A 25,815-nucleotide genomic window follows, 5' to 3' on the forward strand; every position below is an offset into this window, starting at 1 on the left:
CCCTCCCAAAAGTGCTATTTTGCTGACTTTTTATAGTATTATTATACCATATTTAGCACTTTTTTGAAAGAGATTGGCGTATTTTACCCTACAATTAGTCCGAAAAATTTTTACTCCTCAGCGCTGATTAGCATTGAAATCGTTGAATCCTCTTCCAAGTTAAGCTATAATTAAGGCGTGACGTATCTTTTCCCTTCTTGAAGACAATCGTAGTAATAAGCGTCAACTCCGAATTTTACCAGACGAGGCAGAAAGCATGACGGGTTCCCATGTTTTCAAGCAGATTAAACTAAACCCCTAACAAAATTGACATTTGGAGGGATTTATGTGAATCTAGAGGATTTTAAAAGTCCCGGACCTATTTATCGCCCTGCGCCTTTTTGGAGCTGGAACGATAAGCTGGACAAAGAAGAGCTGAAAAGGCAGATAAGCGAGATGGCTCAAAAAGGCTGGGGAGGGTATTTCATGCACTCCCGCGTGGGCCTTGTGACTGGATACCTCTCACAGCAGTGGATGGAAATGGTTCGCACGTGTGCGCAGCATGCACGGGCCACCCAAACCTTTGCATGGCTGTACGACGAAGACAAGTGGCCTTCGGGCTTTGCAGGCGGCGAAGTGCCTACCGCCAGTGAAGAGTACAGGAGTCGCGCACTGGTGCTGCTCAAAAAGGAGGAGTTGACCGAGAATGATACGGTGCTTGCAGAATACGTCCATGAAGGCGATACCTATTACATATGCAAGAGGGTGTCAACGCTGGGGAACGCTTGGTTCAACGGTACGTGCTATGTGGACTTGATGAACCCTGAAGCGGTTAAAGCCTTCATTGACTGCACACATGAACGATACAAGGAAGCTTGCGGGGAATACTTTGGAAAAGAAATCCCAGGTATATTCACAGATGAACCATGCTACCTTATGGCAGGACACTACAACGTTCCAGCATTGCCCTGGTCAGAATGCCTTCCGCCGTTCTTCAAAAACTTAAAAGGCTACGATATTGAGGAGCACCTGCATGAGCTGTTCTTTGATGTGGATGACTACCGCAAGGTTCGTTTTGACTTCTTTGATGTCGCCACCCGCTTATTCCTCGAAAGCTTTACCAAGCAGTACTATACGTGGTGCGAAAATAACAACCTGAAGATGACCGGCCACTTTATGGCTGAGGATACGCTGCTTTCCCAGCTTCAGTGGATTGGCGCTGCTATGCCGCATTACGAGTTTATGCACTGGCCGGGGATCGACAAGCTGGGAAGGCATGTTGACCAGCTGGTCACGGTAAAACAGGTCACATCGGTTGTGGATCAGCTGGGCAAGGAAAGGGCCTTTTGCGAGGTGTTTGGCTGCATAGGCCAGCAATCCAGCTTTTACCACAGGAAGTGGATAGCTGACTGGCAGGCTGCGCTGGGCATAAGCTTTGTAAACCACCATCTGTCGCTTTATTCGATGCGGGGTGAAAGGAAGAGGGACTATCCTCCCAACTTCTACTATCAGCAGCCATGGTGGGAAAATGAGAGGCAGTTCGGCGATTATATAGGCCGCCTGTGTTATGCCGTGTCCCAGGGCAAGAGGGATGTTGATATACTGGTTTTGCATCCCATCGCCAGCGTATGGAGCGAATATTCGCCATTGCACAGGTATAACAACTATGCGATAGAGAACGGGATATACGATGAGCCATTTACAAACCTCTCCAAAGCGCTCATGGCCAATAAGCTGGATTTCCATTATGGTGATGAGATGATAATGGAGAAATATGCTAAGGTGGTAGATGGCAAGCTCGTAATAGGGCAGCATTCATATTCTACGGTGGTCGTTCCGCCGGCCCTCACATTGCGCTCGTCCACCCTCAGGCTTTTGAAGGAGTTCGCACAGGCAGCCGGCCCAGACAGGCTGATATTCATGTATCCGATGCCTGAAAGGATCGATGGAAGGGTAGCTGCCATCGATTGGCCAGAGGGGATACACAGGGTGAAGACCATAAGCGATGTAATTTCCATACTCGATGGATATTACAAGGACAGAATTAGAATCATAGACGAGGCCACCGGCTTTAATGCTCATAAGATCTTATGCCATCAACGCAGCTTGAACCAGGGCAGGCTGTTGTTTTTGGCCAACACCGATGAGAAGCGAGAGGTTTGGGCCAAAGTTTCTGTGCCTGGTCAGGGTACGCCTCTCATTTTGGATTTGATGTCAGGGAAGGCATTCCGCTTGCCGGCGGTTTGGCGCGATGGCCGAATGGAATTCAAGGTCAGGTTCTATTCTGCCGGCAGCCTTCTCATTCTGCTGCCCAATGCCGAAATTCCAGCTAAACCAGCACCCGCCTATCTGGACAGCGGAGTGCAGCTGGTTGAGCAACCCCTTGCATTGCAGTTTGTACGTGATTGGGAGGTATCGGTTCTTGAACAAAACGTAATGCCCATTAACGACGTTACCCTGTATCTGGATGGCAAATTGGTGGCGCAGGATGAACCTGTTACCAAGGTGCTGCATCAGTGGTTTTACAAAGCGCCTGAGAGGACGCCGTTCAGAGCCGAATACACCTTTGAGGTACTGAACCTTCCAGAGGGTGAAGTATTTGCAGCCATAGAGGTGGCCGAGAACCTGGATAGGATCACCTGCAACGGGGTAGAGGTAAAGCCGCTCAAACGCAGGGGAGAGATGGGAGCCTTTGATCCGCAAAAGAGCTGGAAGGATGTGAACTTCACCAAGGTGCCGCTGACCGGGACACTGATGAAGGGCAAAAACAAGCTGGTACTTGAAGGCAAGAAGTCCAACAACATAACCGGGCCGGGGACGCATTTGCAGGTTGAAGATTTTGAAAGCCATGCACCCACCGAGGTAGAAGCGGTGTACATCGTGGGAGACTTTGCGGTGGTGGATGATGATAAGGTGAAGTTTGCGATAGACGGATGCATCAGCGTGTCAAACTGTGGCAACCTTACTGTTTCCGGATATCCGTTCTATGCCGGTAAAGCCGAGTTCAAGTCGTGTGTGGACCTCAAAGCCGATGTCATTGAAGAAGGAAAGAGGATATACTTGAAGATAAACGATGTGAAGGCTGCCTGCATTGAGCTCTATGTCAATGGGAGATATTGTGGGATAAAATACTGGCACCCATATGTATTTGATGTGACGGAGTTTATAAAAGCGGGGCAGAATGAGATAAAGCTGGTGGCAGCTACTACGCTTTTTAACCTCATGGGCCCCAATCGTGTTGCAGGAATTGAGGATGCTTTGTTTGTGGGACCGCACACCTTTGTGGATTTTGCTAACTTTACAGAAAGGTATACGGTGCTTCCATTTGGTGTGGGGTCGGCTGCTATAATGTTGGGGTGACCTGTACATTGGTTGACCTGTGCATTGGTATTGAAAAAGTCCCTACTGTGATTTGTGTTTGGCTACTATAATGTGTAGCTGACCTATTTGGAGTTTTAAGGTAAGCAGGCCCCCTATCTTTGTAAGCTTTACTTTTCCATTAAAGAAGATTAAAATATGAAGAAGAAGCTATATCGAACGGAAAGGCAGTGGGGAGATGCCTGCTAAACAGTACGAGATACTTGCCCTTACCATGAGATACTGGTTTGTGCTGCTCATTTTATATATATTTGTGCGCAGCTTGGTTTCCACGGTGCGGTATTTGAGCAACGTCAAGGCAACAGCAGAGGAATCAACCGGCAACATCCCGTTTGTGCTGGTGCTGTTTGCCTTGACGGCTTTTGTCCTTTTGTCGCTAAATGGCGAATTGGATGTTTTGACTTTATTGATGGGCATACTGGTGTGCTCTACTTTTTTGTTTCAATATTTGTTATTGTGTTACCTGTTTGGTGGGATAGACAGATATTTGCTGCTGATGGTTGATACACTGTGTATAGTTGGTTTCATCATGCTTCAGAGGCTGCAGCCCGCTCTTGCATTTCGCCAGGTGGAATGGTTTGGGCTGGGCAGCATCTTTTTATTGCTCACTATCCTATATGTAAAATTTTTCAAGCACTGGGATAAGCTGAACTATCCTTTGATGATTATTGGCCTCGGAGTTTTGATACTGACCCTGGCCATAGGGAAGGAGATAGGCGGGGCAAAAAACTGGATACAAATTTGGAAGTACAACGTGCAGCCCTCAGAGTTTGTAAAGATTATCCTGGTGTTCGTTTTGAGCGCAGATCTGAAAACAAACAAGAACAGGTTAAGGCGCTTACCGGTATTGCTGTTTACGGCGTTCGTAATACTGCTTGTGGTGCTGCAAAAGGACCTTGGAGCAGCATTTCTTTATTTTTGCCTTTTCGTATTTCTTTATTATATAGCCACCTCTGACTGGTTAATAGCCGCTGGCGCTTCTTTCCTGGCTTCTCTGGGCGCCTTTATAAGCTATCATCTATTTGGGCATGTGCGTACCCGTATAGCAGCATGGCGCAATCCCTGGGCAGATGTGGAGAACAAAGGGTATCAAATCGCTCAGTCCCTCATAGCTATTGCCAGCGGCGGCTGGGTAGGCCTGGGCCTGGGCTTGGGTTCGCCGCATGTAATCCCGGCTTCCAAGACCGATTTTATATTTGCCGCAATTTGCGAAGAGATGGGGATACTAACCGGTGTATCGATAATAGGGCTTTATCTGTTGATAATGGTAAGAGGAGTAGCCATTGCACTGAAGGCCCGAAAACCGGGAGACACGCTGCTGACCATGGGAGCCACCATATCCCTTGCCATTCAGAGCTTTACCATAATAGGCGGGGTTGTCAAGTTGATTCCTTTGACGGGGGTTACCATGCCTTTTGTGAGCTATGGGGGCAGTTCCATGTTGGTGAGCTTCGGGCTGCTGGGTATAGTACAGGGGATAGCCATTAAAAACAGCCAGAGAAAGCAGGACAAGGATGCACAACAGCACTACGAGGAGGATGAAGGCTGCGATGAGCAAGAGGAAGATTAAAAGAAACACCATCGGCGTGCTCCTGGTCCTTACTGCGCTTTATCTGTCATTGATTGCTTACTTTTGTTATGCCGTGTTGTTCTACGGAAGCAGGTGGTTTGCAGATTCATATAATACCCGTGTAAAGATGGACGAAACAAATCCCCGGATTATACCAGGTAGCATCATGGACAGGAACGGCGTAGTGCTTGCGGAAACCAAAGACGAACTCGTAAAAAATCCCACAACCGGTAAAGACGAAAAATACTACTTCAGGGCTTATCACAATGAGGCTGCCAGCGTAGCCCACGTTGTCGGGTTCAATCACAGCAAATATGGGCGAATGGGTGTGGAGGCATTCTATATCTATTATCTTATGGGATACAACAACAGTCTCATAGAGAAGATATACCAGAAAGCCTTTTTACCCCAGGAACGGGGAAACGACGTGGTCCTGACATTGGACTTCAGGCTTCAGGATTATGTCAGCGAGCTTATGAGGAAGCAGGGCAAGAGAGGGGGCGTGGTATTGTTAAATCCCAAAACCGGCGAAATACTTACCATGGTAAGCTATCCCACCTTCAATCCCAATGATATGGAAAAGGTTGACGATGATAGCCTGGTGAATCGAGCCACACAGGGGCTGTATCCGCCTGGCTCTATATTTAAACTGATTACAGCAGCTTCTGCTCTGGAAAACATAGAAGATATACGCCAAAGGAAATTCAACTGCACTGGAGCCGTTGAGTTTGATGGCGAAAGGATACAGTGTTATAAGGGAGAAGCACATGGTCAGTTGGATTTAGCTCAGGCACTGGCGGTTTCGTGCAATACGACATTTGCAAGCCTTGGAATTGAGATTGGATGGAAGGATTTATTGAAAACAGGCAAAAAGTTTGGATTCAACGACGACTTTTTGTTTTCCGATATAAAGGTAAAGCCGAGCAGCCTTTCCATTAGCTACAAAACCAGCAAGCAGGAGATGGCCTGGACGGCCGTAGGCCAGGGTAGGGTTCTGGTAACACCTCTTCACATGGCAATGATAGCAGCCACCATAGCCAATGACGGGGTCATGATGGAGCCGAAACTCCTGTACAGCGTAGTGGGGCGCAATGGTAATATCCAGAAACAGCTAAAACCCGATGTATACAGGAAAGTTTTGGATAAAGAAAATGCTGAAGTGCTGAAAAACATGATGGTTAAGGTGGTCCTGGAGGGTACAGGCAAGCAAGCACAATCAAACAGAATAACAATTGCGGGAAAGACGGGTACTGCTGAAGAAGGCTCAAAAGACCAACCAAACAAGAACCTTGCCTGGTTTGTCGGATTTGCTCCCGTTGATAACCCGACGCTGGCCATTGCCGTTTTGCTGGAAGATGTAGGCCAAGGTGAAACAGGGGGGACACAGGCAGCGCCTCTGGCCAGGAAGGTCCTTGAAAAGGCGGTTGAATTGGGGTATTGATTTTCTTTCCCTCCCTGGTGGGACTTCTTGATAAGTGATTGGAAGTTGATTTTCGGCATAGTAGTATATGACAAGACAACAGACTTTACTATTGACAAGACAAGTGTTTGCAGAGTATAATATGTTAACAAATTGGCGAAGTATATTTGAACTGCCAGTTGTATGCATTGGAATTGCTGGCCAAATGACAGCATATTGAAAGAAGGGGGAGGGAAAGAAACGATGATGAAAACCAGAGATATGGTTGTGGGAGGGCTGCTGGCTGCCGTTGCAATTTTAATTCCCCTGCTGTTTGCCAATACGCCCCTTATGGTGCACATTCCGCCTTTTTCGGCTACTATTGCTTCCCATGTTCCAATATTGTTGTCCATTACCATAAATCCGGCGGTGGCGGTATTTACGGGCGTGGTATCGGGGCTGGGCTTTATGCTCAGGACATCACCTGTAATCGGCGCTAGAGCCCTGATGCATGCCATATTCGGCGGAATTGGTGCGTATGCCTACAGAAAGGGTATGCCATTTTATATGGTGCTTTTAATGACAGCACCTCTTCATGGATTGCTGGAGGCGCTGGTGGTGTTGCCCTTTGGATTCAGCTTGAATCAGGCGTTTGTTGTGGTGGGAATAGGGACTGTGCTTCACCACCTGGTGGATTCGGCCATAACCCTGGTGGTGTACAGTGCGCTTACGCGGCTGTCGCTTGTAAAGATGCCCCATCATCGGAGATAAACCTGCAGATTATTATATAGAGCGATAAGCGGTGCAATTTTTGGAAGCATATGTCTCTGCTTTGATAGGCCTATACAGGTTTGGCATAGGGAAAGGAGCCATGCAAGGTGTGGCTTCTTTTTTTATAGTGCAAACTTAAAAAGCGTTTAGAGCTTTAAGCTAAAGGTGAATTGTAATATGAAATGTGCTAAAATAGTTAGGAGATTCAAAACCAGGAAGGCAGTGTATGGGTATGGAGCATCTGGTGGAGAAACTGAAGAAACTCCCTGACCATCCGGGAGTATATTTGATGAAGGATGAGGCCGGCGACATCATTTACGTGGGTAAGGCCGTATCGCTCAAAAACAGGGTGAAACAGTATTTTCAGTCTTCCCGTAACCATTCGCCCAAAATCAGGGTTATGGTGAGCCAAATACGGGATTTTGAATATATATTGACCGATTCGGAGCTGGAAGCCCTCATACTAGAATGCAACTTGATAAAGAAGCACAGGCCAAAGTATAACGTTCTGCTCAAGGATGATAAAACCTATCCTTATATAATGATTACCACCGAAGAGGAATATCCCAGAGTAATAATGACCCGCAGGGTAAAGAAGGACAAAAACAAGTACTTTGGTCCCTATACAAGCGCAAAAGCGGTAAGGGAGACCATCGAGCTGCTGCGCAGGATATTTCCTGTAAGGTCGTGCAACAAAGAGGTGAGGGAAGGCGTAAGGGAAGGGCGCCCCTGCCTGTACTTTCACATAAACCAGTGCCAGGGCCCCTGTCAGGGCAATGTCAGCAAAGAAGAGTATCAGGCAATGATCAAGGAGATATGTAAATTTCTTGACGGCAAGCACGACGATTTGCTGCAGGATTTGAGGACCAAGATGGCAGAGGCAGCCAACAACCTGGAGTTTGAAAAGGCGGCGCGGTACAGGGACAGGATTGCCGCGATTGAACGCATAAGTGAAAATCAAAAGGTGGTGTACACCTCTTCGGTAGAGGATATGGACGTAATCGCTTTTGCCCAGGGGGATACCAATACTGTGGCCCAGATGTTTTTCGTGCGCAATGGCAAGCTGATCGGCACCGAACAGTTTGTACTGGACGATACGCGGGATACCGAACTTAAAGAGGTGATATCGTCGTTCATCAAACAGTTTTATATTATGTCTTTGTATATCCCCAAGGTCATTTTGGTGCAGGAAGATATAGAGGATGCCGAAGTCATAATGAAGTGGCTATCTGAGAAAAGGGGCAACCGGGTCTATATCCACACTCCCAAGAAGGGTGATAAAAAAGATCTGGTGGACATGGCGCTGAACAATGCCCAGGATGCTTTGCGCAACCTGGAGGATAAGCTGAAAAGGGAAGAGGCCAGAACTGCGGGGGCTGTTAACCAATTGGCTGAGTATCTTGGGCTGGGGAGGCCACCCTACCGCATAGAGGCGTTTGACATATCCAACATCCAAGGAACTGAAACGGTGGCATCCATGGTTGTATTCGAAGGAGGAAAACCTAAAAACAGCGACTACCGCAGGTTTAGGATAAAGATGGTTGAGGGACCCAACGACTTTGCCAGCATGGCCGAGGTGATAGAAAGGCGCTTCAGGCGCGGCATAGAAGAGATTGAAGAGCTAAGACAGCAGGGGAAATCTCCAGAGGATGGAAAATTTTCGAGAATGCCTGATCTAGTGCTCATTGACGGAGGGAAAGGGCAGTTAAATGCTGCTGTTGAAGCCCTGCGGAAGCTGGGACTGGAAGATATACCTGTGATCAGCCTGGCAAAGAGGCTGGAAGAGGTATATGTAGAGGGGAAAAGCGATCCAGTCAACATTCCCAAGAACTCGGATGCCCTCCATCTCTTGCAGCGGGTGCGGGATGAGGCCCACCGGTTTGCTATAAGCTATCACCGTAGCCTGAGGGAGAAGAACAGGCTGCATTCCGTTTTGGAGGATATTCCCGGCATTGGGCCCAAACGCAGAGCGGCATTGCTTAAGCGCTTTGGTACGCTGGAGGCCATAAAAAATGCGACGCTGGAAGAGCTGGCAAGCGTGGAGGGCATGAACAGGCAGGCAGCGCAGAGCGTCATCGAGTATTTACGCGGAAGTGAAGAGTCTTAAAAAAGACTGGACATCGATTTGACTGGCATTATATACTTATTAGCGAGGGGGTGTTTGCATTGAAAAAGCTTTATCTTTCGGAGACCGATAAAAAGATCGCCGGCGTATGTGGCGGGATTGCTGAGTATTTCGGCATTGATTCTACTCTCGTCAGGTTGGTGTGGGTGCTTGCGTCGATTTTTCTCACCGCTTTTATTGGAGGAGTTATCGCTTATCTGATTGCATGGGCGATTATTCCACCGCGCCAGCGAACGCTGTGATTCGGTGATTTGATGCAAAAAATTCTATTTTGGTGCTCATAAAAGAGAGGGCAGTAAGCAAAAATGTGAGCAAAGTATTGATGATTTCAGTGAATACTCTGCAAGTTGAGGCGGCAGCAAAATCAGATTATAGAATATTAACGGGGTGACAGTCTTTGAAATATCGGATGATTGCAATCGACCTGGACGACTCGCTGCTGGACGATAACCTCACAATTAGCCAGGAGAATCTTCAGGCGGTACGCCGCACAATCGAGGAAGGGGTTATTGTGACCATAGCCACAGGCCGGATGTTCAAATCGGCACTTCCCTATGTGCAACAGCTGGGAATAGATGTTCCTGTTATCACCTATCAAGGGGCATTGGTAGTAAACGCATTGTCCCGCAACGTGCTTTTGCATTATCCGGTGCCGCTGGACCTTTCCCGGGAGATCATTCGAGAGAGCAAGAAAAACAATATACACCTGCAGGTTTATATAGATGACGAGTACTATTTTGAGCAGCATAACAAGTATTCAGACTTGTATTTTAAGGTAAGCGGCATTCCAGGAAAAGCCGTAGGCCCTCTGGAAGATTTCCTGGTAAAAGAACCCACAAAACTAGTAATGATTGACGAACCTGAAAACGTTTTAAAATGGATGGAGCACTATAAGGAAAAATTCGCTGGGAAGCTGCAGGTAACCATCTCAAAGGCTCACTACCTTGAGTTTACCAACATAGAGGCTACCAAAGGGAATGCGGTGAGGTATCTTGCAGAAATGTACGGCATCAAGCCTGGTGAGGTCATCGCAATAGGTGACAGCTTCAACGATATACCCATGCTTACCTATGCCGGGTTGGGCGTGGCTATGGGTAATGCACCTGAGATAGTAAAATCCCACGCCGATTATGTAACTTATTCCAATAACGAGAATGGTGTTGCCCATGTGCTTGAGAAATTCGTCTTAGGGGGGAGGAATACCCTTTGAACTCTGTGCCAATAGAGGACATCGTTAAGGCTTTTGACCTTGAAGTTATATATATGAGCGATAACCCAAAGATTGGTATTACCACCAGCGATATCAACAGGCCAGGGCTTCAGTTTGCCGGGTTCTTTGATTATTTCGCCAGCGAAAGGGTCCAGGTAGTAGGGAAGACCGAGATGACCTATCTTAACGGGCTGGATCCTCAGACCCGTTTTGAACGGTTGTGCCAGTTCTTTAAATACGATATCCCATGCCTTATAGTGTCCCGCGGCATGGAAGTGCCTGATTATCTGGTAGAAGCCGCAAAGAAATACGATCGCCCGGTGTTTCGTTCACAGCTGGTTACCACCAATCTGGTCAGCAAGCTTACCAGCTATCTGTCCTCTGCGCTGGCGCCCAGGATAACTCGCCACGGGGTATTGGTGGACGTGTATGGCGTTGGAGTTTTCTTGATGGGCGAGAGCGGTATAGGTAAAAGCGAGACGGCGTTGGAGCTCATCAAGAGAGGCCATCGTCTGGTAGCCGATGACGCGGTTGAAATAAAGAAGGTGGCCGACAATCGCCTGATCGGAGAGGCTCCCGAGCTCATAAGGCATTTTATGGAGATAAGAGGGATAGGCATAATAGACATTAAAGCCATGTATGGAGTGGGTGCGGTTATAAACAACAAGCCTCTGGATTTGGTGATACAGATGGAACTGTGGGATGACAACAAGGAGTATGATCGGCTGGGGCTGGATGAGGAATACATCGAGATTTTGGGCGTTAAGCTGCCCAAAATCGTGCTTCCGGTTCGGCCGGGGAGGAACCTGGCCATCATAGTTGAGGTTGCTGCACGCAATTTCCGGCTCAAAAACATGGGTTATCATGCTGCTCGCGAGCTGGATAACAGGCTTAACGCTTTGATACAGATGAACAGGGAAGGCTAACTTTTGCCGTATTCTCGGGGTTCCTGAGGATTTTGTGTGCTTTGATATGGCGCCGGTCTGTCCGCGTTTTAAAGAGCTCGACGTATTAAAGCAAAGGAATACTGTGTAGGCTATACAAATATAAATATGGAGTAAAGGGTTTTACAGGAGTTCTGAAAGAAGCCTCGTTCCTTGCAGGGCGGAAAGAACTTGACGGGAGGGGCAATATGAGTTTAAAGGTAAAACCATTTACTCTTTTTTTATATGCGGCATTATTGGTTATTCTCCTTCTGGGGTGGCCGGCGCTGTCAAAAAGTTTAATGAGCTTCCCTGATCCACTGGAACCCCTTTTTAGAAAAAAGCCTGAATGGACAGGCTTGATAACGCTGTGGAATGTGAACTTCATAGACTGTGGAACGGGGAGCAATACCAGATGGCTAAACCTTCAGGTTGAACAGTTCGAAAAGCAGAATCCCGGCGTCTTCATTGATGTCAGGAACATTACCCCCGACAGGATGAAGATGTATTTCCAGGGAAATGCAGGGGATAATGTTCTGCCCGATATCATTGCTTTGCCGATATACGAGGATATAATACCCCATGATCTTTTGGTGGACCTGGACGATTTCTTCAGCCAAGAAGATTTAAGAAAGCTAAATCCCGTTGCCTATAAGCATGTTGTGAGGGACGGCAAGATGATAGGGGTGCCGTATATGATGGGGGTCTATGCCCTTGTGTTCAACGCTCAGCTGGCACACGAAAAGGAGGTCATCATCCCTGAAGGCCAGCTGGACTATACATTTTTGGATTCAGCGGTGAGGGCAATGACTTTTACAGAGAAGGAAGGCAGGGCTGAAAAGCGATATTACGGCTTTTGCACGTACTCTGCGCCCTATAGCCGCCCTTTGCTGAGTATTATTCATGGTAACCAGGGGAAAATAGTAGATGAACGGGCTTACGGCTATTTGATACAGTGGCATAGGGCTGGCGCTTTCCCGCCGGGCATGATGGACTTTTCTTACAACCAGGCCTGGGGCCTTTTTGCGGGTCAGGGCAGGGTTGGCGTAATGCTTGCGAATACCAGGGCCATATATCAGATGCGAGCTTTGCAGCAATCGGGCAAGGGATTTGAGATAGCCGTAAAAGGTTTACCAGCCGACAAAAAAGGCATGTTTTTAGACCAAATAGCAGCTTTTGGGATACTCAGGACCGATAACCACGTAAAGCTTGAACTGTGCGTATCTTTTTTAAAAGGATTGCTTGAGGATAAGGCACAGCAGGAGCTCAAAAGCATAGGCATGTTCCCTGTAATCAATACTGTAGGCGATATATACGCCGATGACCCGCAAATGCACCAGCTGGAGACCTCCCTTAAAAATTACGTGTACGGGCCAGGTGATGAACAAGCTGTACGGCTTTTGGAAAACGAATACGACAGGTTAAAACAGGAACTTAATACTCAAGCCATAGACCATTAACGCTTGTCAATAAAATGAAAATGATTTAAACTTAATGTTGTTGTATCAAATGTAACCTAAATTTGGATAAACAGGAGTTGTGCCATGAATATCCATGAAGTATATAGAGAATTATCGAGCGTTATTCCTGAGAAACAGCTTCTTAAAGATGAGCCCATGAAGAACCATACATCATTTCGAATAGGTGGGCTTGCCGACTTGATGGTTCTTCCCTCCGAAATCGAACACATCCGCCATACTCTGAAGGCATGCCAAAAATGGAATGTGCCTTTTATGGTGATGGGCAACGGTTCCAATCTGCTGGTGAGGGACAAGGGCATAAGGGGTGTGGTTATTAAGATCGCAAACACCTTCAACGGCGTATGGGTTGAAGGTTGCTGTATAAGGGCCCAATCAGGAGCGCTTCTTTCTGCCCTTTCCAAAAAAGCGCTTCAGGCCGAACTCAAGGGGCTGGAGTTTGCAAGCGGTATACCCGGAACGCTGGGTGGAGCTATTGTCATGAATGCAGGAGCTTATGGCGGAGAGATGAAAGACGTGGTGGACTGGGTCAAGGTTATGGATGCCCAGGGGAACGAGTTTTGCCTCAGCAACGCTGAACTTGAATTTGGCTACCGTACCAGCTATGTTCAAAAAAAAGGGCTTATAGTGCTGGAGGCAAACATGGCTTTAAGCCATGGAAAGTATGAAGAGATAAAGGAGGTTATAGCCGATTTGACGCGCAAAAGGCAGGAAAAACAGCCTCTTTCCTTGCCCAGCGCGGGCAGCGTCTTCATGCGTCCACCGGGCTATTTTGCAGGCAAGCTCATAGAGGATGCCGGGCTCAAAGGTTTTAGGATAGGCGACGCTCAGGTGTCCGAAAAGCACGCAGGGTTTATAGTCAACCTGGGCAATGCCACTGCAAAGGATGTGTTGGCGCTGATTGAGCTTATCCAGCAAAGGGTTAAGGAGAAATACGGGGTAGAGCTGAAGCCTGAAATCAAGGTAGTAGGCGAAGGATGAAGGGGTAATATTATGGAATATCGCTTGATAGCCGATTATCATACACATACGCGCTATAGCCACGGGAAAGGCACAATTGAACAGAACGTCATGGCAGCACGAAGGCGGGGGCTTAAGAGGATTGCCATAACCGATCACGGGTTTAACCACATCGGAATGGGCATGCGCCTTGAGGATATAGACAGGATGAGGAGAGAGATCGATAGCTTGAGAAAAAAATACGACGACATAGAGATACTGTTTGGCGTAGAGGCCAATCTGATCAGCATGGAAGGGGATATAGACATACCACAGGAGTATATAGGCGTTTTTGACATCATTTTGATGGGGTTTCATAAAGCGGTTATGCCATTCTCGCTTAAGGATGGATGGAGGCTGTTTTTAAAAAATGCTCTGCGCTCGGCAGTACCCCTCTGTGATGCTGAGAAGCTGCGATATGACAACACCATGGCCATGATACGGGCAATGGAGCGCTATCCCATTCACACCATCACTCATCCGGGAGCCAAGATAGACATAGACACACGCCTTCTTGCAAAACACGCCGTTAAACACAAAGTTTTCCTGGAAATAAACAGCAGCCATGGATTTATGACGGAGGAGTATGTCAGGATTGCAATGGAAGAGGGTGCCCTCTTTGTCATAAATAGCGATGCGCATACCCCTGAGAATGTAGGAAATATGGCGAGGGGTCTTATGATTGCCCAAAGGGCCGGGGTTCCTCCTGACAGGATTTTAAATTCACAAGATTTTTTGTATTAAATGTGTTATAATGTAATAGAAGTTTTGATACAGACAGTATAACGCATACAAAGGAAGGTAGGTAGTAGGGCATGCGCTTCGTGATAGTCACCGGCCTGTCGGGAGCGGGCAAAACCCTTGCTATTCGGTATATGGAGGATATGGGCTTCTTTTGCGTTGACAATTTGCCGCCAAAGCTTATTCCCAAATTTGCCGAGCTGTGTTATCAGTCGTCGGGCAAAATCGACAAGATCGCAATTGTGGTGGATATTCGCGGAGGAGGGTTCTTTGACGACCTGTTTGAGTGCCTGTACAACCTGAAGGAATTGGGATACGACTATGAAATTCTATTCCTTGATGCTACCGATGATGTTCTGATAAAGCGCTATAAGGAAAGCAGGCGCATGCATCCCCTGGTAAGAGAGGGAAGAATAATCCAAGGGATAAACATGGAGCGCGAGAGGCTAAAGAGCGTTAAAGAGAAGGCTACTTACGTCATAGATACCAGCTATATGCAACCCAAACAGCTAAAAGAAACCCTTCTCAATCTGTTTGGTGACAGTCAAGCCTCCCAGAGCATGGTCATTTCGGTTGTCTCATTTGGATACAAGAACGGCATTTTGGTGGATGCTGACCTGGTGTTTGACGTGAGGTTTCTTCCAAACCCCTTTTATATAGATGAGCTCAAAAACCAGACGGGGAAGGATCCGGATGTCAGAAAGTATATTTTTTCTTTCCCAGAGACACAGATATTTTTAAATAAGATGGAAGACATGCTGGATTTTTTGATCCCTTATTATATTAAGGAAGGCAAGTCCCAGCTGGTGATAGGCGTAGGGTGCACAGGTGGGAAGCACCGCTCGGTAGCTATAGCCGATGCTATCTATGAAATGCTCAGAGGCAAAGGACACCGCGTCGATATTGCGCACCGTGATATCCAGAATAAGGAAGAGTGATGAGGTATGGGATTTGTGACAGGTGTGGCTGTAGGAATAGCGTTGGGCGCTGGTCTTTCGCGCGTGCTCAAGCGTTTGAAGCCCGCACGATCAAGAAATAAAAAGTTTCAACAGCCGTTTCGCAATAAAAACGGACTATCCAAAGGGCCAAAGGTGGTGGCCATAGGCGGGGGTACCGGACTTTCAACCCTGCTTAGGGGGCTCAAGCTGTATACTTCGAATATAACGGCCGTTGTAACGGTGGCCGATGATGGCGGCAGCTCAGGGATGCTCCGGCAGGATTTGGGGATATTGCCGCCAGGTGATATTAGGAACTGCATTTTGGCGCTTGCCGATGTGGAGCCCATTATGGAGCGGCTGCTTCAGTATCGTTTCAAAGAAGGTTCACTTAAGGGTCAAAATCTGGGCAACCTGCTTATAGCCGCCATGGTGGATATCGCCGATGGCTTTGTAAATGCCATAAAAGAGGTGAGCAGCGTACTGGCGGTTACCGGTCGCGTGCTGCCGGTGTCACTTGAAAACGTTCACCTGGTGGCCAAGCTGGAGGATGGCACTATTATCCACGGCGAATCCAAGATTCCCGAGGAGCAGATGAAGAAGAACAGCCCTATAAAGGAGGTCTCCATGGACAATCCCGACTGCAGGGCACTGCCCGATGTGATAGAGGCCATCGAAGATGCCGATGTGGTGGTACTGGGACCGGGTAGCCTATATACCAGCATCATTCCAAACATCATAGTAAAGGAAGTAGCCGAGGCGCTGCGTCGAAGCCCGGCTTTAAAGATATACGTGTGTAACGTGATGACACAGCCCGGGGAGACCACGGGCTATTCGGTTGTGGATCACGTCAACGCGATTATAAAGCACAGCGGAGCCAACATAATCGACGTTGTTTTAGTAAATCGTTCCAATTTTCCGGATGAGCTTTTAGAAAAATACAGGCTGGAAGGCGCGGCACCGGTTGATTGTTCCGATTTACATAAATTAAGAGATATGGGGATTAAATATGTGCAGGCAGATCTGTCTGACTTTTCAAGCGGCCTTATTAGGCACCATCCCCAAAAGTTGGCTTATGAGATCATCAAGATTGCCGAAGAAGCTGTAAAAAGGTGAAAAGTTTAATACGGAGTGAGCTTCCATGTCCTTTTCATCAACTGTAAAGAGCGAGCTATGCAGCATTCCGCTGGGCCAGAGCTGCTGCATAATGGCCGAGGTGGCTGCCTTTATTCACATAAACGGCACAATGTTATTTCTGGGGAATAATGAGGTAGGCTTGTATTTTAGCACAGAGAGCGCCCCGGTGGCTCGCCGTATATTTAAATTGATTAAAAGCAGGTATAAAGTGCAGCCCGAAATACTCATACGAAAGAATCAGAGATTGAAGAAGAACAACATTTATATAGTAGCGGTTTTAAGCCCTTCGGAAGCCAGAGCGCTTTTAGAGGATGCCCATGTGCTTTACAAGGACGAGATGGGTAACACCAATATCTATGCAGGAATCCACTCAGCTCTTGTCGAAAATGAATGCTGCAGGCGGGCTTATCTGCGTGCAACTTTTCTCGGTGGCGGCTATATAAGCGATCCAGAAAAAAACTACCATTTGGAAATAGTGACTCATGATTTGCAGTATGCACAGGCCTTGAGCAGCTTGGTAGCATGCTTCGATTTGCATGCCAAAATCGTTGAAAGAAAGGGCAACCATGTGCTGTACTTCAAGGAGGGAGAAAATATAGCTCATTTTCTCAATATTATAGGTGCTCACCAGGCGCTGCTTGAGTTGGAGAATATAAGGGCATGTAAGGATATGCGCAACAACATCAACCGGATTGTAAACTGTGAAACGGCAAACTTAAGCAAGACGGTGAACGCCGCTATCAGGCAGATAGAGAACATAGAATATATACGTCAGAGTATTGGTCTGCACAGGCTTTCACCGCAGCTTCGTGAAATTGCGGAGCTACGGCTTAAGTATAGGGATGCTAGTCTGAAGGAGTTGGGCAGCATGCTGGTTCCTCCCATTGGGAAGTCGGGGGTCAATCATCGTTTGCGAAAACTGGACGAAATTGCCGATGCACTGAGAGGAAAGAAAAAGGGGGAGATGTAGGTGCTGGAGGCTAAGTTCACTATAGAACACCAGGCTGGACTGCAAGCGCGCCCGGCGGCTTTGTTTGTGCAGGTTGCAAGCAGGTTTGTGTCCCGCATATGGATTGCCAAAGGGCTTAAAAAGGTAAACGCCAAGAGCATCATGGGGGTTATGTCGCTGGGCGTACGGCAGGGGGATGAGGTCACCATCATCATAGAGGGCGAGGATGAAAGCAAGGCCATGTCAGCCATACAGCGTTTGATTGCCTCCAACTTTTCAGAGGTACCGCACAACAATGCCTCATCGTGATTTTATTGTATAGTGCACTTTTGGCGAAAATGGGAGCATATTGTATATAGTGCGAGAAAGTGTTACAATAGTGTCGAGCCATGTAAACTTGTAGAAGGGTGAGGGCATGAGCACCAAGCACAACCTTATAATAGAGTATATTAAACAGCTGGAAGTTGGGACACGCATTTCGGTTCGCAGGATCGCCCAGCAGCTGGGGGTTAGTGAAGGTACCGCATACCGCGCCATAAAGGAAGCCGAGAGCCTGGAATACGTAAAGACCCTTCCACGGGTAGGTACAGTTCGTATAGAAAAGGTGGAAAAAAAGGACATCGAGAGGCTGACGTATGCAGAGGTTGTGTCCATAGTGGATGGCATGGTGCTTGGCGGTCGGAAAGGGCTGGACAAGACGTTGTCGCGCTTTGTCATAGGGGCTATGACCATCGATGCCATGAAAAAGTACCTTTCATCCGGAAGCCTGCTGATCGTCGGGAACAGGGAAGAAGCGCATCGCCTTGCACTGGAGAATGATTGTGCCGTTCTCATCACCGGTGGTTTTTCGTGCAGTCAGGAAATACGTGATCTGGCTGATGCCAAGGAACTTCCGGTCATAACGTCGACATATGATACCTTTACCATTGCTACAATGATCAATAAGGCCATATCCGAGCGGATGATAAAGAAGGATATTTTGCTGGTTGAGGACATCATGGTGCCCAATCCTCATTACCTCAGTATAAACGATACCATTGAAAAGTGGAGAATGCTGTTTTACACCACTGGCCACAGCAGATTCCCGGTAGTTGACCAAAACCACCATGTAGTAGGGATTGTCACTTCCAAAGACATAGCCGATGCTGAGGGGAAGTCCATACAAGAGCTCATGACTCCAAACCCAATTACGGTAGGGCCCAAGACCACGATAGCCTATGCTGCACACATAATGATCTGGGAAGGCATAGAGCTGCTGCCGGTGGTAGAGAACAAAAAGCTGGTGGGTATAGTGACCAACCAGGACGTGATAAAGGCGCTTCAGTACATGAGCAGTCAGCCACAGGTGAGCGAAACGCTGGAGGATATGGTGCTGAAAGGGTTTCAAAATAAAAAGATAGAGGACGGGATGGTGTTTTACGGTTCGGTGTCTCCGATGCTGTTGAGCCAGATAGGCACTGCCAGCTGGAGCGCCATGACCATGCTGATGGCCACTGTTGGCAGCGTTGCCTTGAGAAAGTACAAGCAGCTGGATATAATACTGGATAGCTTTACTGTATACTTTGTAAAGCCGGTACAGCTAGATGATGAGCTGGAGGTCACGGCCAGGGTGATTGAGGAAAGCAGGCATTTCAATAAAGTTGAGGTCACCTGCTGTCATAATAAGGAACTGGTGGGCAAGGCGTTGTTGTCTGCCAAGAGCATGAAGAGATGAGGAGGCTGGCAAGATGGGCGATTTTGTGCACTTGCACGTCCATACCGAATACAGCCTGCTGGATGGAGCGGCGCGAATACCTCATTTGCTTGACAGGTGCAAAGAGCTGGGGATGTCCAGCATCGCCATAACCGACCACGGTGCTATGTACGGTGTGGTAGATTTTTACAGGGAGGCAAAAGAGCGCGGCATACATCCGGTAATAGGGTGTGAGGTCTATATAGCGCCCCGTTCCATGTATTACAAGGAAGCCCATACAGATAGCAACTATGCCCATCTGGTATTGCTGGCCGAGAATCAAAAAGGCTATCAAAACCTGGTCAAACTGGTTTCAATGGGATTTTTGGAGGGGTTTTATTACAAGCCGCGAATCGATTATGATGTGCTGGCGCAATACAGCGAGGGACTGATTGGCCTCAGCAGCTGTATGGCCGGGGATATCCCAAGGTTATTGCTCGGTGGCCAGTATAATCAGGCAAAAGAGCTGGCTCTGCGCCTTGAGGGGATTTTCGGGAAAGGAAATTTCTATTTAGAGCTGCAAAATCACGGGATAGAGCAGCAGCGCATTGTAAATGAAGGCCTTCTGGCCTTAAGCAGGGAGACAGGGATTCCTGTAGTAGTTACCAACGATGTCCATTATGTCGACAGGGAAGACGCTGAAGTTCACGATATACTGCTGTGCATACAGACGGGCAGCACCGTCGATGAACCTAATCGCATGAGATTTGAGACTGATCAATTTTATCTTAAATCCCCCGACGAGATGATGAATCTGTTTAAGGATTGTCCGGAGGGCATTGCCAACACGGTTGCCATAGCACAGCGGTGTAAGGTAGACTTTGATTTTAACACGATACATCTGCCAAAGTACGATGTGCCAGAAGGGTATACGGCGGCCGAGTACCTGAGGCATCTGTGCTATGAAGGGCTGAAAAGAAAGTATTCTCCGGTAACTCAGGAAGCAAAAGAACGCCTGGAATACGAGCTCAGCGTGATCGAGCAGATGGGCTATGTGGATTATTTTTTGATAGTATGGGATTTCATAAGATTTGCACGGGAGAGGGGAATTATGGTGGGCCCCGGCCGTGGGAGCGCGGCCGGCAGTATTGTGGCCTATGTTCTGGACATCACGCAGATCGATCCCCTGCGTTACAACCTGCTGTTTGAGCGTTTTTTAAATCCCGAAAGGGTTACCATGCCCGACATAGACGTGGATTTCTGCTTTGAAAGGCGCCAGGAGGTAATAGACTACGTAACCGAGAAATACGGCAAGGATAAGGTGGCGCAAATCATCACCTTTGGTACCATGGCAGCGCGGGCTGCAATAAGGGATGTAGGAAGGGCGCTCAACTTTTCCTATGCGGAAGTGGATAGGATCGCAAAGATGGTGCCTTTTGAGCTTGGCATGACAATCCAGCGGGCTTTAGAAACAAATCCCGAACTGAGGAAGCTTTACGAACAGGACTCGCGCGTTAAAAAGCTCATTGACACTTCGAGAAAGCTTGAAGGCCTGCCGCGGCATGCTTCAACCCATGCAGCAGGCGTGGTGATATCCAAGGAGCCTTTGACGAAATACGTTCCCTTACAAAAGAACGACGATTGTATAACCACGCAGTTTGCCATGGGTACGCTGGAGCAGCTGGGGCTTTTAAAGATGGACTTCCTTGGCCTGCGCACCTTGACAGTTATAAGGGATACTCTAGAGCTTATCAAGGCCAATACGGGGAAAGAAGTGGACATCGAGAACATCCCCATGGATGACAAGGGGGTCTATGATATGCTGTCGGAAGGGGATACCGACGGCGTGTTCCAGCTGGAAAGTGCCGGGATGAGGCAGTTTCTTAAAGAGCTAAAGCCCAGCACTTTTGAAGATATAGTCGCAGGCATATCACTTTATCGTCCTGGCCCCATGGACCAGATACCACAATATATCCATAACAAAAACCATCCAGAGGACATAGAGTATATACACGAATCGCTGGCTCCTGTGCTGGGCGTCACCTATGGTTGCATAGTATATCAGGAGCAGGTTATGCAGATCGTAAGGGACCTGGCTGGGTATTCGCTGGGGCGTTCCGACCTGGTCAGGCGGGCTATGGCCAAAAAGAAAGCCGAGATCATGGAAGAGGAGAGGCGCAACTTTATATACGGCCTTGAGGATGAAAATGGCAATGTGATAATACCTGGGGCTGTTAGAAGAGGTATCCCTGAAGACAAGGCTAACCGCATTTTTGATACCATGGCCGAGTTTGCAAAATATGCCTTCAACAAGTCGCATGCGGCTGCCTATGCGCTGGTTGCTTACAGGACGGCGTGGCTTAAATACCATTATCCGGTTGAATACATGGCTGCACTGATGACCAGCGTGATGAACAATACCGACAAGGTGGCCGCATATATTCAATACTGTAGGAAAAAGGGCATTGAGGTGCTGCCACCCGATGTAAACGAAAGCCATGCCAAATTTACGGTGGTGGGCAACAAGATAAGGTTTGGCCTAGCGGCTGTAAAAAATGTGGGCCTGGCGGCCATCGATGCCATTATAGAGGCAAGGAAAAAGAAAGGCAAGTTCAAGAGCTTTATCGACTTCTGCAGAAAGGTAGACGGCAGTGCAATTAACAAGAAGATGGTAGAGAGCCTTATAAAATGCGGGGCGTTTGACTCTCTGAAGGTTTACCGCTCGCAGTTGATGGCGGTTTATGAGAAGATACTGGACAGCATAAACCAGGAGCGAAGGAAAAATGTCGAAGGACAGCTTTCACTGTTCGAAACCAGTTATGAGTCAGAAATTGAAAAGTTGAACCATGACCCATTACCGCAGATAGAGGAATTCCCTTTAAAGGTCCGCCTCAATATGGAAAAAGAGGTGACGGGCATATATATAAGCGGACATCCCTTAAGCGAGTTTAAGGATATACTGGATAACATGAATACCACCCTGGAATTTCGAGGGCTAAAGATACCAGAAGGCGAATCCGAACACGAGTCCATTATGATAAACAGCGAACTTGCCGATGGTTCGCCGTTTACAATAGGCGGAATTATTGTGAACAAAAAGTTGAAAACCACTCGCAACGATGAGATAATGGCGTTTATCACGCTGGAGGATTTATACGGCAGCGTGGAGGTCATAGTTTTCCCGAGCGCATATGAAAAATACCGGCCGTTGCTTGAGGAGGACAGCGCGGTGATAATAAATGGCAGGCTCAGCATCAGAGAAGATGAAGAGCCCAAAATTATATTGAATGAAGTACAGCCCCTTGTCAGCACTTCAAAAAATAAAAGGCTGTATTTGAAGATTGAAAAAGGAAGCAAAATAGACATAAACCGGCAGATATGCCCCATTTTACGCCGATACCGCGGAAATATTCCCGTATATCTGTTTATAGAGGCGACGGGGAAAAAATTTCTGGCAAACAGGGACCTGTGGGTCGAAGGGCACCCTGAACTGTTAAAAGTTTTATCGGATGTTTTGGGACAAAACTGCGTAAAATTAATAGGATAATGTTTAAAACTATCAAGCTTAAGGAGGGATAGCTATGGATGACCAAGCTGTTCTTGGCGACTATATATGCGTTTTGGCGCAGGAAGACGGGGTAAGCATTATTGGCATGACCAGAGGCAAAGATACCAAGTTTCATCACACCGAGAAGCTGGATAAAGGCGAGGTGATGATAGCACAGTTTACCGAGAACACCTCGGCTATTAAGATACGGGGCAAAGCGAGGATTTTGACCAAATACGGAGAGCTGATATCCGGCAGGGACCAGGATTGACTGTCTCCCCAAGAAGGAGGACCTTGCAATGTGGGTGGTAGTGTATATGGCCCAGGGTAAGGAGATGTCCGAAAAGATAGGGGATCTCTTGACAAAAGAAGGGTTTTTGATTAAGATAAAACCCATATACAAAAATGTTGCGCCCGAGAACAATTATTATAAGATAATGGTTCCGAAGTCTGAAGCAAGCGAAGCTCATAAGGTATTGATGGAAAATAAGTATTTGTAAGGCGTGTTGCATATAGAAACCTGCGAAAGAAATTGTATATTTATTCTATTCCATGAATAGGGGGAATAAGATACATGAAAACGATAGGCGTTTTGACCAGCGGTGGAGATGCTCCGGGAATGAACGCTGCCATTCGTGCGGTTGTGAGAACGGCAATTTATAACAAAGTACGCGTTTTGGGAATAAAAAGGGGCTTTAATGGGTTGATTCGCGGTGAAATCGAGGAGATGGATGTGGCATCTGTGGGCGAGATCATACACCGTGGCGGCACCATATTGCACACCGCTCGATGCGAGGAGTTTAAAACAGAGGAAGGCTTGAAGAAGGCATATAACATTATCAAGATCTTTGGCATCGATGGGATAATAGTCATAGGCGGCGATGGCTCTTTTAGAGGCGCAAGGGATCTGAGCAAGATGGGCGTACCCACCATAGGGATTCCCGGTACCATTGATAATGATATAGCCTGTACCGATTTTACCATTGGCTTTGATACAGCCGTGAACACTGTTCTTGACGCCTTAAACAAAATTCGCGATACCGTAACGTCCCACGAGAGGGTCAATATCATTGAAGTCATGGGGCGTAATGCGGGCGACATAGCGTTGTATGCGGGGCTGGCTGGCGGAGCGGAGGATATAATCGTACCCGAGATACCTTTTAACGTTGATAATATATGCAGAATACTCATCGAAGGGAAAAACAGGGGAAAGGTATCCTATATCTTGATTGTGGCCGAGGGTACAAAGAATTCATTCCTGCTGGCCAAGGAGATTGAGGAGAAGACAGGGCTTGAGGTCAGAGTCACTGTACTAGGGCATATCCAGCGCGGTGGCAGTCCTACTGCTGCCGATCGAATACTTGCCAGCCGAATGGGGGCATATGCCGTCAAGTTGCTGCTCAGCGGGAAGAGTAATAGGGTAGTTGCAATACGCGGCTCTCAGATAGTGGACTACGACATCGATGAAGCACTGTCGATGAAAAAAGAGTTTGATCATGAGATGTATGAGCTGGCAAAGATATTGTCTATTTAATTTGCACTAACTTATAATGTTATCTGTGTTTTTTGGAGATGATACGATGCCTGCAGTTGATACAAAGATTAGAGTTCGGTATAAAGAGACTGATAGAATGGGTGTGGTTCATCATTCAAATTATTACACCTGGTTTGAGATTGGAAGAAGCGAATACATGCGTGCAAGAGGCATGACCTACCGCAGCATGGAAGAAAAAGGGTGGATGTTGCCGGTTATAGAAACCCGATGTTTTTACAAGCAACCAGCCAAGTATGACGATACTGTTATGGTACGCACACGCATGGCTGATTTCAAGGGTGTAAGGTTGAAGATGGAATATGAAGTGATAAGGGAAGAGGATGGTGCATTGCTGGCAAAAGGTTATACGGTGCATGCCATCACAGACGCAAACTTTAAGCCTGTTAATATAAAGAAAGCAGACCCTGAGCTGTATAGATTTTTTATGGAATGTTTGGAGAGGTGAATGATTTGAGCGAGGTATTGGTTGAAGAATACAGAGGGGAAATAGTGGAAAATGTGCACAGGGGATTTATATGCGGCATTTCGGATAGCGGCGAGGTGATCTATTCAGTAGGGGAACCTGAGCGGGTAACCTTTATGCGCTCCACAGCCAAACCTATTCAAGCCATTCCGGTATTTAAGCTGGGTTTGATTGAAAAGTATGGGCTGGAGGGAAGGGAAGCCGCAATACTCTCCGCATCTCATATGGCTGAACCCTTCCATATAGAGGTGCTTGAATCTATAATGAATAAGACGGGCATTCCGGAGGACCTGTTGATATGCAGCGCCGAGCCCAGGAGAATATATCACAACTGCGCGGGCAAGCATTTGGGGATATTGATGCTGTGCAAAGAGCTGGGATATAAAATGGAGGATTACTGGAGCATCGATCACCCCGTTCAGCAGCTCATTAAGGAGCACATTGCTATAATCTCCGGTTATCCTGAAGAGGATATCCAGATTGGAGTCGATGGTTGCGGCGTTCCGGTCTTTGCTATGCCCCTTATTTTCATTGCCAATGCATATCTCAGACTGGCCTGTCCTGACCTTATTAGGGATGCGCAGATTAGATCCGCTGTGGAAAATATAACCAGGCTTATGAATGCTTATCCCGAAATGATAGCCGGCACCAATCGCGTTTGTTCTCTGCTGCTGCAAGACGACAACATAGTGGCCAAAGGGGGAGCCATGGGGGTTTATTGTTTTGGCCTTAAGAAAGAGAGGCTGGGCTTTGTGCTTAAAATTGAGGATGGCTCTTCTGACGAGTGGGGTATCATCATTACAGCCATACTTGAGCAAATCGGCTATGACAACAAGGATACCATTCAGAGGCTAAGGAAAGCCTTCCCCGATGAGATCAAAAATGATAACGGCAGGATAGTTGGAGTTCGCAAGGTGAAATTTCGACTGGGATAAATAGTATGGCTTTAGGCGGTTAAAGATTATATGAAGATGGCTTTAAACA

Annotated in this window: 22 protein-coding genes; all 22 read left to right on the plus strand. The window is 47.4% G+C overall.

Annotated elements, in window-relative coordinates; translation table 11 throughout:
* The first annotated feature begins 327 nt into the window (after positions 1-327).
* The 22 genes from KVG29_RS05650 to KVG29_RS05755 all read left to right on the plus strand — a co-directional run bounded on the left by KVG29_RS05650 (position 328) and on the right by KVG29_RS05755 (position 25,766).
* Positions 328-3,339: a glycosyl hydrolase family 2 protein gene (locus KVG29_RS05650; protein ID WP_252227272.1), complete on the plus strand. Its 3,012-nt coding sequence runs from the start codon at positions 328-330 to the stop codon at positions 3,337-3,339.
* A gap of 196 nt (positions 3,340-3,535) precedes the next feature.
* Positions 3,536-4,927 (plus strand): FtsW/RodA/SpoVE family cell cycle protein, encoded by a 1,392-nt coding sequence (locus tag KVG29_RS05655; protein ID WP_252227273.1) that lies wholly within the window; start codon positions 3,536-3,538, stop codon positions 4,925-4,927.
* The gene (locus tag KVG29_RS05660) at positions 4,908-6,368 is read left to right on the plus strand and encodes a peptidoglycan D,D-transpeptidase FtsI family protein (RefSeq protein WP_252227274.1); all 1,461 of its coding nucleotides are present in this window, start codon (positions 4,908-4,910) and stop codon (positions 6,366-6,368) included. Before KVG29_RS05655 ends, KVG29_RS05660 begins: the two co-directional genes overlap by 20 nt.
* 225 nt (positions 6,369-6,593) lie before the next feature.
* Entirely contained in the window at positions 6,594-7,097 is a 504-nt protein-coding gene (locus KVG29_RS05665; protein ID WP_420840532.1) for an ECF transporter S component, read from the plus strand.
* 226 nt (positions 7,098-7,323) lie between these two features.
* Positions 7,324-9,204 (plus strand): excinuclease ABC subunit UvrC, encoded by a 1,881-nt coding sequence (gene uvrC, locus KVG29_RS05670; protein WP_420840529.1) that lies wholly within the window; start codon positions 7,324-7,326, stop codon positions 9,202-9,204.
* A 59-nt stretch (positions 9,205-9,263) separates the two neighbouring features.
* Complete coding sequence (locus tag KVG29_RS05675) at positions 9,264-9,464, plus strand: PspC domain-containing protein (RefSeq protein WP_252227276.1); 201 nt, start codon at positions 9,264-9,266, stop codon at positions 9,462-9,464.
* Positions 9,465-9,631: 167 nt separating this feature from the next.
* Complete coding sequence (locus KVG29_RS05680) at positions 9,632-10,432, plus strand: Cof-type HAD-IIB family hydrolase (RefSeq protein WP_252227277.1); 801 nt, start codon at positions 9,632-9,634, stop codon at positions 10,430-10,432.
* Positions 10,429-11,358, plus strand: a complete 930-nt coding sequence (gene hprK, locus KVG29_RS05685) for an HPr(Ser) kinase/phosphatase (RefSeq protein WP_276576421.1) — start codon at positions 10,429-10,431, stop codon at positions 11,356-11,358. Before KVG29_RS05680 ends, hprK begins: the two co-directional genes overlap by 4 nt.
* A 206-nt stretch (positions 11,359-11,564) precedes the next feature.
* Positions 11,565-12,815: an ABC transporter substrate-binding protein gene (locus KVG29_RS05690; protein WP_252227278.1), complete on the plus strand. Its 1,251-nt coding sequence runs from the start codon at positions 11,565-11,567 to the stop codon at positions 12,813-12,815.
* 84 nt (positions 12,816-12,899) lie between these two features.
* The gene (gene murB, locus KVG29_RS05695) at positions 12,900-13,814 is read left to right on the plus strand and encodes a UDP-N-acetylmuramate dehydrogenase (protein WP_252227279.1); all 915 of its coding nucleotides are present in this window, start codon (positions 12,900-12,902) and stop codon (positions 13,812-13,814) included.
* A 12-nt stretch (positions 13,815-13,826) separates the two neighbouring features.
* Positions 13,827-14,576, plus strand: coding sequence for a PHP domain-containing protein (locus KVG29_RS05700; protein ID WP_252227280.1), 750 nt, complete (start codon positions 13,827-13,829; stop codon positions 14,574-14,576).
* A 71-nt stretch (positions 14,577-14,647) separates the two neighbouring features.
* Entirely contained in the window at positions 14,648-15,511 is an 864-nt protein-coding gene (gene rapZ / locus KVG29_RS05705) for an RNase adapter RapZ (protein ID WP_252227281.1), read from the plus strand.
* Positions 15,512-15,517: 6 nt separating this feature from the next.
* Entirely contained in the window at positions 15,518-16,624 is a 1,107-nt protein-coding gene (locus KVG29_RS05710; RefSeq protein WP_252227282.1) for a gluconeogenesis factor YvcK family protein, read from the plus strand.
* 25 nt (positions 16,625-16,649) lie between these two features.
* Complete coding sequence (whiA, locus tag KVG29_RS05715) at positions 16,650-17,615, plus strand: DNA-binding protein WhiA (RefSeq protein WP_252227283.1); 966 nt, start codon at positions 16,650-16,652, stop codon at positions 17,613-17,615.
* A complete protein-coding gene (locus KVG29_RS05720) occupies positions 17,616-17,903 on the plus strand; it encodes an HPr family phosphocarrier protein (RefSeq protein ID WP_025746756.1) in 288 nt (95 codons plus the stop codon). It begins immediately after the preceding gene.
* 106 nt (positions 17,904-18,009) lie between these two features.
* On the plus strand, positions 18,010-19,308 hold the full coding sequence (locus KVG29_RS05725; RefSeq protein ID WP_252227284.1) for a DRTGG domain-containing protein: 1,299 nt from the start codon (positions 18,010-18,012) through the stop codon (positions 19,306-19,308).
* A gap of 13 nt (positions 19,309-19,321) precedes the next feature.
* Positions 19,322-22,813: a DNA polymerase III subunit alpha gene (locus tag KVG29_RS05730; RefSeq protein ID WP_252227285.1), complete on the plus strand. Its 3,492-nt coding sequence runs from the start codon at positions 19,322-19,324 to the stop codon at positions 22,811-22,813.
* 34 nt (positions 22,814-22,847) lie between these two features.
* On the plus strand, positions 22,848-23,084 hold the full coding sequence (gene mtrB / locus KVG29_RS05735) for a trp RNA-binding attenuation protein MtrB (protein WP_025746753.1): 237 nt from the start codon (positions 22,848-22,850) through the stop codon (positions 23,082-23,084).
* A gap of 28 nt (positions 23,085-23,112) precedes the next feature.
* The gene (locus KVG29_RS05740) at positions 23,113-23,313 is read left to right on the plus strand and encodes a hypothetical protein (RefSeq protein ID WP_252227286.1); all 201 of its coding nucleotides are present in this window, start codon (positions 23,113-23,115) and stop codon (positions 23,311-23,313) included.
* A gap of 74 nt (positions 23,314-23,387) precedes the next feature.
* Positions 23,388-24,347 carry a 6-phosphofructokinase gene (gene pfkA / locus KVG29_RS05745; protein ID WP_252227287.1) on the plus strand — a complete coding sequence of 320 codons (960 nt, stop codon included), beginning with the start codon at positions 23,388-23,390 and terminating at the stop codon, positions 24,345-24,347.
* A 46-nt stretch (positions 24,348-24,393) separates the two neighbouring features.
* A complete protein-coding gene (locus KVG29_RS05750; protein ID WP_252227288.1) occupies positions 24,394-24,813 on the plus strand; it encodes an acyl-CoA thioesterase in 420 nt (139 codons plus the stop codon).
* Positions 24,810-25,766, plus strand: a complete 957-nt coding sequence (locus KVG29_RS05755) for an asparaginase (RefSeq protein ID WP_420840530.1) — start codon at positions 24,810-24,812, stop codon at positions 25,764-25,766. The genes KVG29_RS05750 and KVG29_RS05755 overlap by 4 nt, the downstream gene beginning before the upstream one ends.
* Positions 25,767-25,815 lie beyond the last annotated feature (49 nt).

Source organism: Caldicoprobacter algeriensis (genome assembly GCF_023838525.1).
Lineage (GTDB): Bacteria > Bacillota > Clostridia > Caldicoprobacterales > Caldicoprobacteraceae > Caldicoprobacter > Caldicoprobacter algeriensis.